Origin of the sequence: Pseudoalteromonas sp. S2721 (assembly GCF_005887425.1) — a bacterium.
Lineage (GTDB): Bacteria > Pseudomonadota > Gammaproteobacteria > Enterobacterales > Alteromonadaceae > Pseudoalteromonas > Pseudoalteromonas simplex.
Genome location: NZ_PNCZ01000012.1, coordinates 163,119 through 181,738, shown reverse-complemented (window position 1 = coordinate 181,738; position 18,620 = coordinate 163,119). Strand labels below are relative to the sequence as shown.

15 protein-coding genes and 1 other RNA gene are annotated in these 18,620 nt (G+C 38.6%); 5 read left to right on the top strand and 11 right to left on the bottom strand.

The window, feature by feature from the left end:
• Positions 1-132 precede the first annotated feature (132 nt).
• Both CWC02_RS06100 and CWC02_RS06095 read right to left on the bottom strand, forming a co-directional pair.
• Positions 133-822: an HNH endonuclease gene (locus CWC02_RS06100; RefSeq protein WP_138617032.1), complete on the bottom strand. Its 690-nt coding sequence runs from the start codon at positions 820-822 to the stop codon at positions 133-135.
• A gap of 120 nt (positions 823-942) precedes the next feature.
• Positions 943-2,019, bottom strand: coding sequence for a hypothetical protein (locus CWC02_RS06095; protein ID WP_138617030.1), 1,077 nt, complete (start codon positions 2,017-2,019; stop codon positions 943-945).
• A 972-nt stretch (positions 2,020-2,991) separates the two neighbouring features.
• On the opposite strand from CWC02_RS06095, the gene CWC02_RS06090 reads away from it, so the two are divergent.
• Positions 2,992-4,122, top strand: a complete 1,131-nt coding sequence (locus tag CWC02_RS06090) for a hypothetical protein (RefSeq protein ID WP_138617028.1) — start codon at positions 2,992-2,994, stop codon at positions 4,120-4,122.
• Between the two features lie 169 nt (positions 4,123-4,291).
• Here the strand turns inward: CWC02_RS06090 and CWC02_RS06085 are convergent, their stop codons facing one another.
• The 5 genes from CWC02_RS06085 to ssrA form a co-directional block, all read right to left on the bottom strand.
• A complete protein-coding gene (locus CWC02_RS06085; RefSeq protein ID WP_138617026.1) occupies positions 4,292-5,086 on the bottom strand; it encodes a hypothetical protein in 795 nt (264 codons plus the stop codon).
• 468 nt (positions 5,087-5,554) lie between these two features.
• The gene (locus CWC02_RS06080) at positions 5,555-6,247 is read right to left on the bottom strand and encodes an ADP-ribosylation factor-like protein (protein ID WP_138617023.1); all 693 of its coding nucleotides are present in this window, start codon (positions 6,245-6,247) and stop codon (positions 5,555-5,557) included.
• Positions 6,248-6,280: 33 nt separating this feature from the next.
• The gene (locus tag CWC02_RS06075) at positions 6,281-7,237 is read right to left on the bottom strand and encodes a 5'-nucleotidase (RefSeq protein ID WP_138617021.1); all 957 of its coding nucleotides are present in this window, start codon (positions 7,235-7,237) and stop codon (positions 6,281-6,283) included.
• Between the two features lie 479 nt (positions 7,238-7,716).
• Positions 7,717-8,910, bottom strand: a complete 1,194-nt coding sequence (locus tag CWC02_RS06070) for an integrase domain-containing protein (protein WP_138617019.1) — start codon at positions 8,908-8,910, stop codon at positions 7,717-7,719.
• 198 nt (positions 8,911-9,108) lie between these two features.
• Positions 9,109-9,467, bottom strand: a transfer-messenger RNA (tmRNA) gene (gene ssrA, locus CWC02_RS06065).
• Positions 9,468-9,744: 277 nt separating this feature from the next.
• Between ssrA and CWC02_RS06060 the strand changes: the two genes are divergently transcribed.
• Entirely contained in the window at positions 9,745-11,370 is a 1,626-nt protein-coding gene (locus CWC02_RS06060) for a FapA family protein (RefSeq protein ID WP_138617017.1), read from the top strand.
• On the opposite strand, the gene rnt is transcribed toward CWC02_RS06060, so the two are convergent.
• Positions 11,354-12,034 (bottom strand): ribonuclease T, encoded by a 681-nt coding sequence (gene rnt, locus CWC02_RS06055; protein WP_138601594.1) that lies wholly within the window; start codon positions 12,032-12,034, stop codon positions 11,354-11,356. The genes CWC02_RS06060 and rnt overlap by 17 nt on opposite strands.
• A 216-nt stretch (positions 12,035-12,250) precedes the next feature.
• Here rnt and CWC02_RS06050 point away from each other — a divergent pair, with 216 nt between their 5' ends.
• The gene (locus CWC02_RS06050; RefSeq protein ID WP_054561850.1) at positions 12,251-13,129 is read left to right on the top strand and encodes a flagellar protein MotY; all 879 of its coding nucleotides are present in this window, start codon (positions 12,251-12,253) and stop codon (positions 13,127-13,129) included.
• A gap of 21 nt (positions 13,130-13,150) precedes the next feature.
• Here CWC02_RS06050 and CWC02_RS06045 read toward each other — a convergent pair whose 3' ends face one another.
• Positions 13,151-14,056 (bottom strand): DMT family transporter, encoded by a 906-nt coding sequence (locus CWC02_RS06045; RefSeq protein ID WP_138617015.1) that lies wholly within the window; start codon positions 14,054-14,056, stop codon positions 13,151-13,153.
• A gap of 406 nt (positions 14,057-14,462) precedes the next feature.
• On the opposite strand from CWC02_RS06045, the gene CWC02_RS06040 reads away from it, so the two are divergent.
• Positions 14,463-15,665, top strand: a complete 1,203-nt coding sequence (locus CWC02_RS06040) for an aromatic amino acid transport family protein (protein WP_138617013.1) — start codon at positions 14,463-14,465, stop codon at positions 15,663-15,665.
• Between the two features lie 223 nt (positions 15,666-15,888).
• Here CWC02_RS06040 and ggt read toward each other — a convergent pair whose 3' ends face one another.
• Complete coding sequence (gene ggt / locus CWC02_RS06035) at positions 15,889-17,547, bottom strand: gamma-glutamyltransferase (RefSeq protein ID WP_138617011.1); 1,659 nt, start codon at positions 17,545-17,547, stop codon at positions 15,889-15,891.
• A 76-nt stretch (positions 17,548-17,623) separates the two neighbouring features.
• Positions 17,624-18,169, bottom strand: coding sequence for a GNAT family N-acetyltransferase (locus CWC02_RS06030; RefSeq protein WP_138617009.1), 546 nt, complete (start codon positions 18,167-18,169; stop codon positions 17,624-17,626).
• Between the two features lie 49 nt (positions 18,170-18,218).
• Here CWC02_RS06030 and CWC02_RS06025 point away from each other — a divergent pair, with 49 nt between their 5' ends.
• Positions 18,219-18,587, top strand: coding sequence for a hypothetical protein (locus CWC02_RS06025; RefSeq protein WP_138617007.1), 369 nt, complete (start codon positions 18,219-18,221; stop codon positions 18,585-18,587).
• Positions 18,588-18,620 lie beyond the last annotated feature (33 nt).

Below are 18,620 nucleotides of genomic sequence, written 5' to 3'. Positions count from 1 at the left end.
GTTCTCAAACTGAACGCTATAAATACAAAAACAGACCCAAAGCAATAATGCCAAGCGTTTGAATCACTCTTAAATTGTTTGCTTAGTTTATGACTTCCCAGTCGCGGGAAGTAGCCCAGAAAAAATTGGAGTTTACTTAAGCTTACTCAACTTTAATTTCAAATATTCAGCGTTTGGCTGGTTCTCTAGGTCCGAAGGTGCGCGAAAAAACAAAGCTGTTTCACTTATACTACTACTATGAATAACTGAATAATCAGGCTCTATTACAATTAAACCTCTATCAAATGCAATTTCATGATTTACACACAAACAAATACCGTTACTCACACAGTCAGGGCCCCCATTTACTACATCCATAATGTGCGCAGCACGCAATAAAGATGCCTCCTCGATTGAACACAATGCACATTTATTACCGTATGCTTCAAGAACTTGTTTTCTAAATGAGGACTGTTTTCTGACTGGTTTCTTTACTACAGATTCCTGCCATTCTCTTCCATTTGGATAAGGACGTCGTTTTTGAAGTTCTTCCTCCGACTCATATGCGTAGTTTCCGTCCTCATCGACAGTAGCACGAGGGAGGCTTTGGAAACGTATTCTACTTACATCTAAAAAGACTGGAGGCCCTCCGGGTGAAAGCATTAGCACCAGTCTTATTTCATCTCTAGTTTGATAGTGTTCAAACATCGCTATGGCATTAAAGTTATCATCTAGCGCCTTTATCCATTTAGGTTCTAAATTTTGATTTCTACCCTCTCGGATAGAAGCATCATTTGCTTCTTCAAGAATTTTCTTTGGCAAATATATAAATGTTTTATTCATATACTCCTCGATAGCTGATATGTAAACTTAATACCTTGCTAAAATGTGAGTAACGCAATACAAAAGTTACCGTACAAAGCCTTAATCACATAAGCTATTGCAAATTAAAAATACCACGCGTTACCTATCACTTTTAAGCAACTTTTTAGGCGAAATCAACTGACCTGAACTGTCAAAAAGTATTGAGACTTCTCCTTTTTTTAGCCTTTCCCTAAAATTGTCAATGGCGACTTTCCCATCTAGTAGATCACCTAGTAACATATCCATTATTTTACCCAAGAGATCTTGCTCAAATGGCTCAAAGACAGGTTTTGAACCATTGAATTTACATATCATTTTTGGAGGTTCGATTCCTGACTTATCAGAAATTGTAGAGTGATTGGGTGGATTCTTTAAGTGTAAATTGCAACAAGCAAAGTTTGCCACCAGTTCACGAAATTGCATACTTGTGACAGTTTGACCTAACATTGGTAAGATCGAATATCGCAGTTTATTTTCAACGGCACCTGCATCACCAAAGACAGCGATAGCGCCTACGTTATTGACGATTATTCCTGACGTATTTGCAAAGGATACATCCACATAATCAAAGTCTTTCTCATTATCAACGTTATCTATTTCTATAATAAACAAAGAACCAATACAATGTGAGTCCAAGTTAGATTTTGTGTATGGCACACGACTCAAACAATATATATGATGAAAAATTTCCCACTCGTACCCAACACCTTCTGCAATCGATTTATGTTCAAAACTCTTGTTTAAATACATCCGTAATGACTGGTCTTTGATATGTGTTTTAACAAAAATTACAGCTAGCCATAGATACAATTTTAAATTGCCATCTTGTTTAAGATATTCCATAACGCCTTCAAAGCCACCAGAGAAAGCTTTACTCAATGGAACCTCTAGCTCTTCACTCAATAAACTATTGCATTCTATACAGCAAGGAACAACATACTGACCATATTTCAGTTTTGTATCATTTGGCAAATTGACGTTTTCATTGTGCAGGTTAAATTTTTTAAGAATCCAATTTGGTATTACATGTTCCTTGTTGTAGTTGCCTGACTTCAATACTTTAGTACATATAAAACATACATCTGAGTTGCAAACTTCTGATGCAAATGCTTTGATACTAACAAATGTCGTTTTACCCTTTGCGTCAACAAAGTTTCCGTTGCTTAACTTCATCATATCTCCCTTCGCTTAGCATATAATTAGCGAGTAAATCGCGCGTTTCCCTATCCCTGCGTAGCTCATATTTCTTATTTTTTATTTATAAAGGGTTGAAAAATGGAAGCTAGTTCTTCATGTGGTCGTTACATTGCAGGTTATTCGCTAGCCCAACTGTACTCACAAGAACAATCAATACTTTTTAAGTTAGATTGAGAGTTTTATTCACTATCTAAAGAAGCTTCAACCAAGATCAATGGCTTTTGCTGAAGCACTTTAAGTCAGCTAATAAATTCCTACTTTAATATTGCTACATTATGTTATCCGTAAAGCTATGTATAGAGGAAATGTAGAATACCTTAGAAACATCCTAACAATTTAGGTCCTTAGACTTAAGTTAAACAAATAATTGCCTTTTAAAAATAAGCAGGCCGAACAAAAATTTCAATCTTCAAATTTGCTAGATTCTCGCTAGATTAGAAGCGGACTCATGACTTACCGATAATGTATATTTAAAGGGTTTAGCTGCTAATAGAGAAAATAATATGTAAAGACATTTTCTAAATTCAATAATTTCAACCAAAAAAGCTCACTTAACAAGCGGTTACAGTGCGACATAAATCAACTTTGGCGTTATCAATTGAGGCGTTTTTCATAATTATTTTAAATAATATAAAGATGTATACGTTTACACCACAAAGAAATTAATCAATTAAAAACAGTACGTTATAATTATCAATATCCGTGGAACATATGGCATATGCGCGACATAAAAAGAAACTGTCATAACTTTGTCGTCACGCATGTTTCTGAGTGCAATCCGTAAAAATAAGCTTGGCATGATAGAAATATTTGATCCCATCGAAAGAGTGCGTGGAAAGAGTCACCAAAAAATAAATTGACAAAAATTGACAGTAATTGACAGTAATTGACAATGACTAACAAAACAATTTGATAAATACTCTTTCCAACCTTAACCAACGGAGAAATTATATGGGTAGTTATACGAAGCTTGAGTCACAGTTAATTGTTGTTCATTCGATCAAGGTTGCAGAAAGAAGAGGCGAATCTCAAGCGGAGATATGCGAAGAGTTTGATATTGACCCATCACTGCTATCAAGAGCAAAGAAAGGAGAGCGAAAACTTCAAAATGAAACTCTAGATATGCTAACAAGTCATTATGGCAGACCAAATAGTCTTGCCGCTGGTATTTACATTAAGGCCGAAAAGCTCAACACTACTTCTGAGTTTAAAAAATCATATAACCTTGTAAACGATATTCTATTTGCACAGAAGCTTAATGAGGTTTGGTGCTGCCCAGCCTTTTTGAAAACAATACAAATGATTCTGCTAAATAACGATGCGGAGCCTTACGATGAATTGAATCTAAAGAGCCAATTGCATGAATTATTAGCTGATGAAGCCTTTAAAGAATGGTTCGATTTATATGAACCTCAATCATTAACATTCACCTTCCCACTATCTCAAAAAGAGTCAAATATTGCATATCAAGGCCCAAGTCTAAAAGAAATATTAGCTCTTTATAAAATCCATGTAGCGACTAAGGATGAAATTTATATAACGTTTTTCCAACGATTAGGCCATATGGCATATGGCCTTTGCGGGTTAAAAGAATTTAATTTCGAAAACACGGTTTTTTCGTTAAAAAATATACCAATCGAAGAGGAATACGTTATCAGGGGAAGTAGCATCATGAACTTATCTGGCCAATTAAAAAATAAAAAGCTATTAGATACTTATAAATTTTTCAAACAATATAGTTTAAAAAAGCACTTGAATTGTTTTCCATTCTCGTATTCAGAAGCCAAAGTAAAGGACCGGACAGAGTATGACTCTTCTTTGAATTTATCTGAGTATAGTTTGACCATCTATCAAACTAATAACTTGGAATATTATGCAGAAATTAAAATTTTTGATACTAGCTCAATTTTAAAAACCCAAAAAAGAAAGTGCCTTGTGAAACTAGATGGCACAAAAATAATTGAGGATTTAATGATTATCTTTAAAGCCCTCAACATAGAAGATGAAATTGATAAACAAAATTTAAAAATTAAGTTAGCTGAAGTTGGTGCATCTTTACCTGGAGTAATATCTTTGGACTAATAAAACAAGTCGTATTATTTTAATAAATGTATAGCTCAACCTAGAGTTAAACAACTAAATTTAAGATAGGTTGAGCGCAATATTTTATGTCTTGAAGATAATAAAAATAATTAAAGTTTAAATAAAATTTACTTTAACACTCTCATCCCCTTTATAAAAATTAAGTTTTTTAAAACTCAACAATAACATTAACCTTTATAGCAGATTTAATTTCCTCATAAGAGTTTCTGACTTTCTCTAGTGATGTTTTACCTTTAGCAAACTTACACATCAAATCTAATTGCGCATTTAATGTTGAGTCAAACACTTGATTAAAATCCTTTGAGAAGTCAAGCTCAAATTCATGCTTACTGATAGGATTAAATGTTAATTCTCGTAGTTCTAAAATACTTGTAAACATGTCATCATGAAATAGATTGTATCTTTGCATAATTTTATTTGCAGCATCGAAGTCAGGCTCGCAACCTGAAGCTATGATATTCATATTCATAATCTTACTTTCGACACCATCAAAATAATTGTTATTTTCAGATTTGAATTTAACGCTAGCCTTAGCTGTCATCGCTTGTTCAGCTTTAATATCTAGTTTAATTGAATCATTATTACTTTTTGCAGATTTCAAATTCTCAATATTTTTAATAGTTATTGACTTTGCTCCTAATGCTACGCACAAATTCACCCAAATCCTGTACTTTTTTAGGGTACTATCTTCTGCAAAGCTATCTATTGTATTAAACTGATTACTATAATCACCTTTAACAAGTATCTCACCTGGCTTTATATTTGATGGATTTGTTACTTTAATTAAACTATCAAGCTTTTCATTAGCAACAGGCAAAATAACTACCTCTGTATCCAGCTGACTTTCATTAAATTTGTTAAAATCTGTTTGCGAACTTACTTTAAGCTCATTCATGAAATTATCATCAACTATTAAAACTTTCTTTGTATAATTATTTATCATTAAAAACCTTTACTATTAAATAATATATGAAGAAACAAATAAAATTTATTTCCATTTAAAAAATCAAACAAGCGCTTGATATTACTCTTATAGTTTTCATTAAACTTTCTATTTGTTAATTTCTCTAAATTCTCAACCAGCTCAGTGTCCAAATTTAGTTTGTTATCATATACATTAAGTAACATCATAATAGGTGATATTCTACCACTTTCATCTCTAGTGTCCGGCTCTAGACAAATTAGACAATCTCCATAAAACGTGACTTTGCAATTTATAGTGTGATTAGCTATTCTCCATTGTCTGCCAGTATTAGAAAAGCTATCTAGAACTTGCCTTATAAGCTCCCCCTCGTTTGAGGAAGAATTTAGGTGAAAAATCCGGCAAGATCTCCGGTCTAATTTAAAATATTGCGTATCCCCACCACTATCTAATGTTTGAGTATAAAAATATGTTTTGAATAACCTTTTATTACCCACAAATATCATAAGAAATACTCTTTAACATGTTCCTAAAGCTTTGTTTGTCTATAAGGTTTGCAGAATAGACATGACCAACAATACCTTCTGAGTTCACCAGTTCTTCCCCTAAGCTCTCAAGCTTTTCAAAAATTATTTTAAAATCACTACTATCTTGGATTTTGTTATTAACTTCAGAAGGGTTTATATCTTTAAAACTAGATTTATCAAGGTGAGTACAAATTATGTTAACGGGTTTAATGCTACTTATTTCTGGATTACTAATTGCTTCAACAGTAAGTTTTAAATCATTTTTAACTTTTTGTATATAATCTTTATCCTCAAGCTTTGATAAATTTATAAGGTAGAAGATATGCTGTTTTTCTTGTACCAACTTTTTCCATGATGTTTTTCTATCATTAGTTCCTGGGAAATCTGTAATTTCCTCAATTTTGAAACTCATATCTTCATAAATTAACGGTTTTATATCCTTGAAGCGCGTCATTTCAGAAGTTGTTCTTTTTTCTTTTGGTAACTCTTTTTGTTGTAATTGATATACAAAAGTCGTTTTTCCACTATTGGGTCTACCCCATATAGCAAAAGTGCCTAATGAAATAGTGCTTCTCTTTTTGTAGTTAGCTCTTGCATATAACCCTGCTCCTATAGCCGTAACAGCAGCAACTCCACCTATAATTATTGGTAGCATCCTTCTTATTTCCTTCTATTGGTATACTTAAACTTATGTATTCTTTAGTTGTGAATTACTTAAATAGGGAACCTTCCCCGATGGCACCAAGTTTGCTGCAGCTTCGAGATGTATATCTTGATCATCAAAAAAAATATGTGGCCTAAAAGCTTTCAGTACTTTTCCCTTTTCCAAACCTCCAAGGAAAAATGCTTCATCTACATACACCCCCCATGCTCTTAGAGTCTTTATGACACGCATCTCTGATGGACTATTTCTTGCGGTAACAATAGCGATCCTAACAGGCGAATACTCGACTCTCATTGGTAGGCGCTCTTGTAAAGTTGCTAATTTTTTTAACAAAGTAGCATAAGGGCCTTCCTCCATAGGAGTATCTTGCATCGCATCCTCTTGTGCATGAAAAGCTTCCATTCCTTGGGTTTTATAAACTAACTCACTCTTATCAGAAAATAATACTGCATCTCCATCGAAGGCCAACCTTACCTGCCCATCGGGAATACTAGATTCTTCTTTGGGTGGAGCTTTTAAAATGGCTGCAGCAGAGTGCTTAGAGTCAATAACTTGTTGTGCATCTGCAATATCAGTTGTTAGAAATAAATCGACATCAAAAGCTTCAACGTAATCAGCAGCTGATTCACCAGCAGTAAAAGCAGACCTTGTAATATTTAATTTTTCATGCCGAATGCTATTTAAAACTCTTAAACCGGTATCAGGGCTATTTCTAGACATAACTACAACTTCAACTAAGGGAGATTTATCCGTGCTCTGCATGAATTCATTAAGCCCTAATAGAGCTCTTACTAAGGGAAAACCTGTACCTGGTTCTAAAGGTTCAGATTCATGTTTTTTCATGTACTCCCGAAATAGCTCTATTGCTTTATCAGGATCCAAATTTTTAGTCTCACTAAAAATTTTATCGGATTCACTCATATCGAATAGTGCGGTTGCAGAAATGCCTACAACGAGTGTGTTGGAAAGATCAAATGGCATATAACATCCTTGCAATAAAAAAATAATTATTTCCCGCATTCACAGTAAATAATATTTCTGAATCCCTTTTTAACTATTCTTAGCAAATTAAGAGTTTATTTCAAATAAAATAAGATAAAATTAGGGTTTCCCCTTTAAACCCTTAATTTTAGATTGAAACCAAACATGTTAATTTACTAAATTCATTGTATTTACTCTTACATCCTGTGGTCTAGTATGCTTGTAAAGCCAGACAAGCATTGATCATATCTAAAATACCTTTTATCGTTTCTAGTAAGCAATGAATTTGCTACGAGTATAAAAACATTGAATATAGTAAAAAAGTACCTGTAAGTGCAATCAATTCCATAGCTAATCTATTGAGGAAAGCTTGCCCCTTAGTGAGCTTCATTTAGACTCACTAAGGGGCAAGCCACGGGGTAAACTGAGAATGTTTGTTATCTTCCAATCATGTTCAAGTACCGAAAATACGCTTCAACTCAAAAACAATCCATCAAATGCTCACTCCACCACTCCATCATTTCCTTTCTGCGAGCCAAATATTGAGCCCGATTATATGCTCGTCTAACCTCATTTTTATCAGTATGGGCCAGTGCGCTTTCAATTAAATCAGGGTCGAAACCCTTTTCATTAAGAATTGTACTACCTAAAGCTCTTAAGCCATGAGCTACTAGAATGTTTTGAAAGCCCATTCTTTTTAAGGCAGCATTTGCAGTTTGTGGATTAGTATGAGTTCTTGGATTTCGGTCCGCAGGAAAGATATATTCTAAATGAGCACTTATTGGTTTCATAAGCTCAAGCAAATGTAGTGACTGCTTAGTTAAAGGAATTTTATGCTCCTTCCTTGCTTTCATTCTTTCTGCAGGAATAGTCCAAATTTCATTTTCAAAATCTATTTCAGACCATTTAGCACAAGCTGCTTCTGATGGCCTGCATAATGTATGTAGTTGCCACTCGATGAGGCAACGCGTTGTATATTTTATACTCGCACGATTTAGTCGTTCTAATAATTCAGGTAACCTTTCGGGCTCAATGGTATTCATGTGATTACGTTTAGGAGACTGAAAGGCACTCTTAATTCCAGCTAATGGATTAGCATGGATAATTCCCGTATTAACAGCATACGTCATGATCTCATTTACACGTTGGCAAAGACGTCTAATTTGCTCATACACGCCTCGTGCTGCTAAGGGTTGCATCACTTCAATAACTAAAGGCGCTGTTAAGTCTCTTATTGCTCTATCTCCTAGCCTAGGAAATAAGTGATTTTCTAAAGAACTCCATAAATCCTCAGCATACCCTTCTGTCACAGTGGTCTTTTTTATTTCGAACCACTTTTGAGCCACCAGCCTAAAAGTATTTTGAGCTTCGCTTATTTCAAATGCCTCAGCCTGTTTTTTGTGCTCTTTGGGGTCAATGTTTTTTGCGAGCAATGTGCGGGCTTCTTCTCTTAATTGCCTAGCTTCTTTTAGAGTAATTAGTGGGTAAGTACCAAAGCTAATATTTGTTCTTTTTTTGGTATAGGGAGGGCTATATCGAAAGATCCAAGATTTAGTTCCTGATGTAAGAACTCTTAAAATTAAACCTTCGCCATCTGATAACTCATAATTTTTATCTGATGCTTTAGCTCTTTTTATTTGAGTATCATTTAATCGAGTTGCTACTTTAGGCATTGTTTGCACCTGCTGAATGTGGTCACTTTGAATTTATGGCCCATGGCTTTTGGCCTATCAATTTGGTGGGCCACTCTATGGTACATCGTTACCCGAAAAGTGCAAAACAACGTCGAACAGTACAGATACAAAAAACCCCTCAAACCTAGAAGATTTGAGGGGTTTCAGGTCGTCTTCGGTGGTAACCGAATACTGTATTGGTGGAGCTGGGGGGATTTGAACCCCCGTCCGAAAAGCCTCGACCTTTGGTACTACATGCTTAGTATCGTCTTTTAGTTAACCTTATACAGCTCGGACGAACACGATCTGCAAAGGCGAGGCCGCTTAGTTTTAGCCCTTCAACCCCGGCCAGGGTTTCCGTAGCGAGTCCGTGTAGGGTGACACTTCAGAACCGGGTCCACAGACATACACCGGAGAAGTGCTAGCGGGCTATTATGCCGCTAGAGCGTAGTTATCGTCGTTTGCGATTACTTTAAATTGCGGCTTTTTTACGAGGCCAACCGCACCTCGACATGCACCTCGGGCGTCTTGAATTCCGTCGAATCCTAATCAGCCCCTGAATTTGCTATCTCATTCAGAGTGTCTGTGCAGTATAACTGAGTAGCCTGTTCAGACTCAAGGCATTAATCGGGAAATTTTTGCTAAGTGCCTTTGACTGCTGAAATTTCAAGCAGGAAAAGTCAGTTTTATACATATTTTCACATTTTAATCATACAAATCCTTAACATAGTACAAAAGTTGTGCTGAAATAGGAAACGTTGTTACCCTTCTCCAAAAATAACCTGTAACAACACATAACTATAATAACAGGCAGTTTTTTACAGGGCTTTTCAGATGTCGATGTTTTCATTCGATGAACAAAGTGGCTATGTCTCTTTGTGTGAGCATCCTAGGGATGCGGGTTTTCCTACTACGAGTTCTCAATTAATTGAATTACTTGAGCAGTCGCCTTATGCCAACTACGAATATATTGATGCCAATATAGGTAAGTTGTTCATCCCTAGCAGCCAATATCAAAACCAATCTTTAGTGGTTGCTAAAGCCGTTGATGCTCACCTTGAAGTAAAAGTCGATGCTAAAAACATGGTGGTTGAAGCAAGCTTAACAACAGCCCGTGGCGGTAAAATTGTTAGCATGGATATGGCGCAAGAGGTGCTTGCAGCGGCGGGCGTGATTAAAGGCATTAGTTTACGTGCCCTTGATACCTTTTTAGGCCAACAATTTAAGCAACCACCCGGCGCCCATTACACCGCAATTGTTGCCCATGGCAGAATGCCTAAAGAAGGCACTGATGCTAAATTTGTACGCTTATGCTCTACAGCACAAGACCGCGTTCTTAGCCCGCAAGCGACCTCTGGCGGTAAAGTCGACATGCGTAATTTAGGTGCCATTATTACCGTTAAACCCGGCACGCCATTAATGCAACGAGTGCCTGCAACACCCGGCGAAGATGGCTTTACGGTGTTTGGTGATGTGATGCCAGCTAAGTCCGGTAAAGACTTACCTCTTGAGCCATTTGAAGGAACGCGTATCGATCCAAACAATAGCAATATGTTAATTGCCGATGCTAAAGGCGTGCCTGTTGCCCTACCCCGCGGTATGCGTGTGGACGATGTATTGTGCTTTCATCATGTTGATGTAAGTACTGGCCATGTCGAATTTGATGGCAGTGTCATTATCAGTGGTGATGTAAAAGATGGAATGCGCGTCAAAGCAACGGGTGATATCACTGTATTAGGCTTTGTTGAATCAGCCACAATTGAAAGTAAAAGTGAAGTCACCGTGATGCTTGGGGCTGTTGGCAGAAAGCGTGAAAACGTTGAAAACTTTACCTGTAACATCACTGCTTCGCGCACTATCTCTGTTGGTTATGCTCAGTACTGCCATATAAAAACAGAGCAGGATTTATTCATTGAACGTCAGGCTTTGCATTGTGATTTAAGCGCTCGTCGCCTTATTCGCGTTGGCAAAGCCAATAATCCGCGAGGCAAAATTATTGGTGGCAATATTTTAGATGCGATGCGAATTGAAACCGGCGAGCTTGGTGCGCCGTCAGGCACTAAAACACGGGTTTTCATTGCTCAGTACTGGCATGATTTACGCCAAAAGCAGCAGCAAATTAATGACTTTGAAAAACTATTAATGACCAAAGCAGCTGCCTTACAACAGGCTCGCAAAAAAGCCAATAAAATACCCGACCCAGCTCAACGTGCGCATTATATTAAAAAGATCACTGCCAGCGAGCAGCAGATTAAAATTAAAACAGCCAACACAAAGAAAAAGAAACACTTAGTGAAAATTAAGATTGCGCGCTTATTAGCAACAAGTCGCTTAAAAGTGAATGAATTAATGCATCCAGGGGTGGAGCTTAAGATAGCGCAAGAGAGTAAACAGTTTTCACGTATTTACCCTCCTAACATGGTACGATTTTTTGAAGGTAAGATCACTCAGTCGTTTTAACGGCTGAGTCTTGCTCCTCTTCTGTCGCTTCAGTTTCGGGCAATGGCCAACCGCCGAGTTGTTGCCAGCGATTAACGATTAAACAAAACAGTTCTGCTGTGCGTTCGGTATCATAAAGTGCTGAGTGAGCTTGTTTATTATCAAACTCAATCCCTGCCGCCCTACACGCTTTAGCTAATACTGTTTGCCCTAGTGCAAGGCCTGCCAATGATGTGGTATCAAAGCTAACAAATGGATGAAATGGCGTGCGCTTAATTTTACAACGCTCAATGGCGGCATTTAAAAAGCCGTGATCAAACGCTGCATTGTGTGCTACTACCACTGAACGCTGACAACCCGCTGCTTTTTGTGCCTTGCGCACAACTTTACAGATTTCTTTAATCGCTTCTTCTTCAGGCACCGCACCACGCAACGCAGAAAAAGGATCAATACCATTAAACTCTATGGCCGCTTGTTCAATATTCGCGCCTTCAAATGGCTCAACATGAAAATGCACAGTATGATCAATACTTAACACGCCGTCGTCATCCATTTTCAGTACAGATGCAGCAATTTCTAATAACGCATCGGTTTCTTTATTAAAACCTGCGGTTTCAACATCAATCACAACAGGAAAAAAGCCACGAAAGCGTTTTGCGAAAAGAGTTTGTTCAGTATTTTCCATAGTCTTCTTGGTTTGCCAGTGTAAGCTGGCTATTATGTCAAAAACCACGGCTACTCTGCTAGAGTAAATAGTGTGAAATCGCAGATTCTTACTGAGTTTTTAGGCACATTACTTGCTTTATATTAATCAGCTAGCCCTGTGTTTAGTGTGCTGAAGCAATTAAACACAAAAATTGCCAATTATTTGGCATTGATGATTTGTTGGAGAATTACCGTGATGAAGCTTTCATTACTTCCTTTAAGCCTAGGCCTATTAACCTCAGTTGCAAGTATAAATGCGCATGCAGCCATGCGTGAGTATACCGCTAATGCTGATATGTCGAACTGGCAAATGGTTAAAACATCTCGCTTAGAATGCCAATTAAATCATGAAGTTCCTTACTATGGTGAAGCAATTTTCAGCACCACTGCCAGTAAAAATAAAGACGTAAACTTTAACCTTGATATGGTCGTACGCCCAGATAACTACAGTATTGCTGGTCTAAAAGCCGTACCACCTAGTTGGCGTGCAGGTATGCCCGCTCGAGACTTAGCGAATATGAAACTATTACGCAAGTTTGACGGCGAGCTTGGCAACAAAACTGCTTGGGAAATGCTGACCGAACTTGAAAAAGGTTACCAACCGACATTTTATTACCAAGACTGGCAAAACAGTGCCGATAAAATTGCCGTTGGTTTATCGAGTGTCAACTTTAAGCAAGCTTATTGGGCGTTTTTACAGTGCCGAGATGCAATGCTGCCTTACAGCTTTGAAGATATTTCGTTCACAGTGATGAACTATGAGCCTAATACCAGCAAGCTGACTAAATCATCACAAAAACGCTTAGATAAAATTGGCGAATACTTAAAGTACGACACCAACATCGAATCTATTTCAATATCTTCTTACACCGACAGCTACGGTGGTCGCTGGAACAACCTCGAATTATCAAAAAAACGCGCTAAAGCGATTAAGGATTACATTGTTAGCTTAGGGGTTGATGAAAGCAAAGTAGATACCGATGGTTACGGTGAAAAGCGCCATGTTGCTAGCAATGACAACATTTTAGACCGAAACAAAAACCGTCGTTTAGTCATTCAAATTGCAAAAATGTAACCGCCGAAGCGGCTACTAGCTTTAACTCATTTCTACCGACTTCACACGTTTAAAGCGCTTTAACCACTTATCACCAAACTGAAAAAATGCGAGGCTAATCATAATGATGGTCGCGCCAACAATCAGAGCTTGGTCAATGGGCTCATCATTAAGTAAACCACCAATCGCGATTGCAAAACTTGGTGTGATCAGGGTTGTTAATGCGACCGTGCTAGCGTTCAACTTTTGCAATACATGAAAATACGCCAGCGCACCAATTAATGATCCAAACACACCTAAGTAAACAATTGAGTACAGTGATTTTGCACTCCACATCTGGCTATTAAGTTGGCCATCTACCAGCAACCAAGTAATAAAAAACAGTGGGGTTACAAAAACCAACGCACCAAATGTGGTGGCCATTGGATGAATAGCAATTCTTACCCGTTTGATCATCACACCGCTCAAACTAAAAAAGCACACTGCCATAAATACATATAACAGGCCACTAAGCTGCTCTACTCCCCCTTGAATATGGCGCTGGCTCACTAAAAATAAACCAATTAAGGCACAGCCAAGTGCGCCAAGCTTAATGGCGCTGAACTTAGGTTCGTTCAAGATCTTTTGCGCAAGTAAGCCCGATAAAATTGGCGCAAGGCCAAACATCAATGATATTAACCCTGAAGGCACTGTTTTAGCGGCCATGTAGCTTAATAACATGCCGCCAAAAATACCTATGCTTGAATAGCCATAAAGGAATAAAGCACGGCGATGCCAGGGCACTCGGATATTGGCAACAGCAACGACAAACGAAGCCAACACCAACCCCACCAGCATGCGTAAAAACACAGCCAAGGTTGGTGCTACCGTTTCACTACTCCAAACAATACCCAGTGGTGTTGTTGACCAAATCACCACCATTAAAAAATATGAGGCTTTAACAGGCACTAGCTTATTCCTTTAAAAAGGCGAAAAAAGCGGAAGAAAATTTAAAAGGGAAATAACCAACCGCTTAGAACGCGGTTAGTAAAACTTACTTAATTAACCGCAGCAAATAACAGACCATACGACTGATGAGGTCAGGCGCATACAATTGTTTGTTGGTCGTTGGTTTAGCTGCATCATGGTATTTAATAAAGTAAGTTGAAGAAGCTTAAGAATCCGCCTAAATGATGATTTTGTCAACACGAATACTCATGCTATTTGGCAAAAAGTTTTTTGCTGATTTCAACAGCCTGTTTGCACATGTAAATCATAGGTTACATTTAATTTCTTTGATTTATAACAAAACTATTTAAGTTTTGTTAAACAAGTTATATCTTGCTTGCCTCTCACGAAGTTTAAGGGGCAAAAAGTGCTTAAAAATAAAACAATAGGTAGCATGTTAATTGTTGCTGGCACCACCATAGGTGCAGGGATGCTGGCATTGCCTATCGCCTCCGCAGGGCTTGGTTTCACAACAGCGTTATCACTAATCTTTTTAACTTGGGTTTTAATGACCTACACAGCATTGCTGATGCTAGAGCTCCATCAATATGCCGACAGAGATGCAACCCTCAATACGTTAGCTAAGTCATGGTTAGGTAAACGTGGGCAATGGGTCGCTAACTTTTCGGTGATGTTTTTGTTTTACGCATTATGCGCTGCCTATATCGCAGGTGGAGGCGCGCAATTACAAGAAAAGCTCAACAATGGTTTATCGCTTTCTTTAGCGCCGCAAGTTGGCTCAGTTATTCTGGCTGTTGTGATTGGTACTGTGGTAACACTCGGTACCAGCAAAGTCGATAAGCTTAACCGCGTACTGTTCACGATTAAAGTGTGCGTACTAGCCAGCTTATTTTATATGCTGACACCTTATGTTCATGGCCAACACTTACTTGAAATGCCGATTGAACAAGGTCTGATTTTATCTGCAATCCCGGTGGTGTTTACCTCGTTTGGTTTTCATGGCTCTATTCCGTCGATAGTGAAATACGTGGGTTTAGATATCAAAACACTTCGTAAAGTAATGGTGGCAGGTGCAGCATTGCCTTTAGTGATTTACATTTTTTGGCAATTACTTAGCCAAGGTATGATGAGTCAAAGTGACTTACTACAAAGCCAAGGGTTACCCGGTTTTGTAAGCAGTGTTGCTAGCATTGCTCACAGCCCACATGTTGCCACCGCTGTGAACATTTTTGCTGATTTAGCATTAGCCACGTCTTTCTTAGGGGTGAGTTTAGGCTTGTTCGACTTTTTTGCTGATGCATTTAAAAAAGGTGATGGTAGTAAAGATCGTATCAAAACAGCCTTGATCACCTTTATTCCACCGCTAGGCTTTGCGCTATTCTATCCACAAGGGTTTATTATGGCACTTGGCTACGCCGCCATTGCGCTGGTTATTTTAGCGGTATTTTTACCGGTTGCTATGGTCTATAAGCAACGAAGCAGCAAACCTGATGTGGGTTACCAAGTTAAAGGCGGTAATATTGGCTTAGCACTGGCCGCCCTGTTTGGTGTGCTTATTATTAGTGCTCAAGGTTTACAAATGGCGGGGCTTATTCCAGCGATTGGTTAAACAGCCCATCAAAAAAAGCACCCTCGAGTGCTTTTTTTTGTACCTGTGTTTAAGGTGTAATGCCAATTCGCTTAATTAAGTAGTCTATTTTGAGGCAAGAAAACCTTGTTGATAACAAGACAAAAATTTCGTTATTTAGTTGTTCTAAATGAGAAATTTTTAACGCAGGTAGCGACAGGTTTAATCCCTCAAAATGATTAAGTATTATTGCGGATTGGTATAATTAAAACACCATCGCCTTACCTCGGCCTGATGCTTCAGAAGCTGCATCTAATTTACCGTCTTTATTGATGATCACATGCATATCACCAAAATGGCGTTCATCAAGTGTATAACCCATCTTCTCAAGCGCTTTAACAACCTTTGGTTCAAGACCTGTGTGGTATCTAATCACATTTTTAGGCCATAACTGGTGATGGAAGCGTGGGCTGTCTACCACTTGCTCTGCAGTCATATCAAATTCAACCGCATTTAAAATTGACTCATACACAGAGCTAATAATCGTGGTACCACCCGGAGAGCCAGTTACCATTTTAACTTTGTTATCCTGAAGTAGAATGGTGGGTGTCATTGAGCTCAACATGCGTTTATGAGGTTGGATTTCGTTAGCTTTACCACCAATTGCACCAAATACATTCATCACACCGGGTTTGGCACTAAAGTCATCCATTTCATCATTCAAAATGAACCCTGCGCCCGATACAACCACGCCGCTACCGAAGCTTAAGTTGATGGTCGTGGTATTCGCAACGGCATTGCCCCACTTATCTAGAATAGAAAAATGCGTTGTTTGCTCACTTTCGTGTAAACCTGGTTTGATGTTCTCGGTAGTTGAAATGGCATCTGGGCGAATTGTACTTGCACGATTACTAAGATAATCATCTGCAAGTAGAGCTGTTTTTGGCACCGCATAAAAATCTGGGTCACCTAAATATTCAGCTCTGTCGGCAAATACGCGTTTACCAACTTCAGCCAAAATATGAACATAGGTGGTTGAGTTGTGCTCAAGCGTTCCTTCTGGCTTTGCCAAGTCGTACATTTTTAGCCACTGTAAAATAGCAATACCACCTGAACTTGGCGGTGGTGATGTGAGCACTTCGTAACCGCGCCAATTACCTTTAATCGGTGTACGCGATTTAGCTTGATAAGCTTTTAAGTCTTGCTCAGTAATAATGCCGCCGTGTTGCTTCATAAACGTCGCAATGATCTTCGCTGTCTCACCTTCGTAGAAACCTGCTTTACCTTGATCGCGAATACGTTTCAGTGTGGCTGCAAGTTCCGGCTGCTTAAATACCTTATTTGCTTTGGCATCGGCAAAGTAATCAGCAAAGTTAATGTTTACCGACTTTTTGGCCATTCGCGCAATGTAACGCTCGATACTCGCAGCTAGCTTAGGATGCACAATAAAGCCCTGCTCGGCTAATTTAACCGCGGGCTCTAGTAGAGTCTTCCACTCTAAGCTGCCGTGCTTTTGATGGGCAAGCCACATACCAGCAACACTGCCCGGTACACCACTTGCGTGAATACCGTACACAGACATGTTATCAATAACATCGCCTTTATCATCAAGGTACATATCGCGATGAGCTGCAGCAGGGGCTGTTTCGCGGTAATCAATAAAATCACCTTTGCCATCTTTTTGGATCAGCATAAAGCCACCACCACCGATATTTCCAGCTTCTGGTAAAGTCACTGCTAATACAAACTGTGCCGCAATTGCCGCATCAACGGCGTTACCGCCTTGCTCTAAAATAGCGCGCGCCGTATCACTGCTGTAGCTATCTGGCATAGCGACGGCCGCTTGCTTTGCAAAGCTTGATGGATGAAAGAATATAGCGGTAACGATAAATAGATGTGCCGCGTATTTGACTAAACTTGCCATGGTACTTCCTTTTTCTTGATGTTATTTTAACCATTTAGACATGTGAAACCGATAAGGTCAATTAGTTACGATTAACTTAGCTAAGCTGCTCTTTAGGACATGAATAAAGTACTGCAGGTAATTCACCTTGCTCATCTTGATGGGTATAGTTTTTTACAAACTTAAGGCCCAGCTTTTCCATCAGCTTTATTGAGCCTAGGTTATCTTTAAGTGCTGTGGCACTGAGCAACTTTACTTCTTCTGGCTCGCTTACGGCTTTAGCAATGGCAAGTGCTGCCTCAGACGCATAGCCTTTGCCCCAGCTCATTCTTTTAAAGCGCCAGCCAATTTCTAAATCACTAAAATCAGGTTGTTCAAAAAAGCCCATGGGCCTGACTAATACCCAACCGATAAAGGTATTGCCCTCGATGATGTTTACTTGCCAAAGCCCCCAGCCTTTTTGCTCATTTCGATACGCATTCAAGCGTGGAATAAACACCTCTTTAATGCTCTGCATAGTGGATACTTTGCCGCGAGTGAGATGTTTCATTACCTCAGGGTCGTTATCGAGCTCATAAAGTAGCTCGGCATCATTTTCATCCATTAACCGAAAACTTAATCGTGCTGTTCTAGCTATATTCATTTTTTATTGCTTATACTGCTTAATAGTTAATTAACCATTAGAGAAAAATATGAACAAATTAGCAAGCTTAGTTTTATTAGGCTGTATTGCCTTAACAGGTTGTGATGACGCAGAGCAAGCCAAGAAAGATGCCAGCGAAGCAAAAGAGGAAGTAAAGCAAGCGCTAAATGATGCTTGGAGCGACGTAAAAAACGCCACCAATGAGTTTAACGACGACTCACTGCAAGAGTTACTCGAAGAAAGTAAAAAGATGGGCTTAAGCATGTATGATGACGGTAAAGAAATTGCCTTAGATGCATGGATTGAGAGTAAAGAAGCGGCTGGTGAGCTTTCTGAAAAAACCAAACAAAAAGCAAAAGAACTGGCTGAAGAATTAAGAGAAGCGCGCGAAAAACGCGAGCAAGAGAAAAATAATTAAAAAGAAAGGGCAAGTATTTACTTGCCCTTTTTT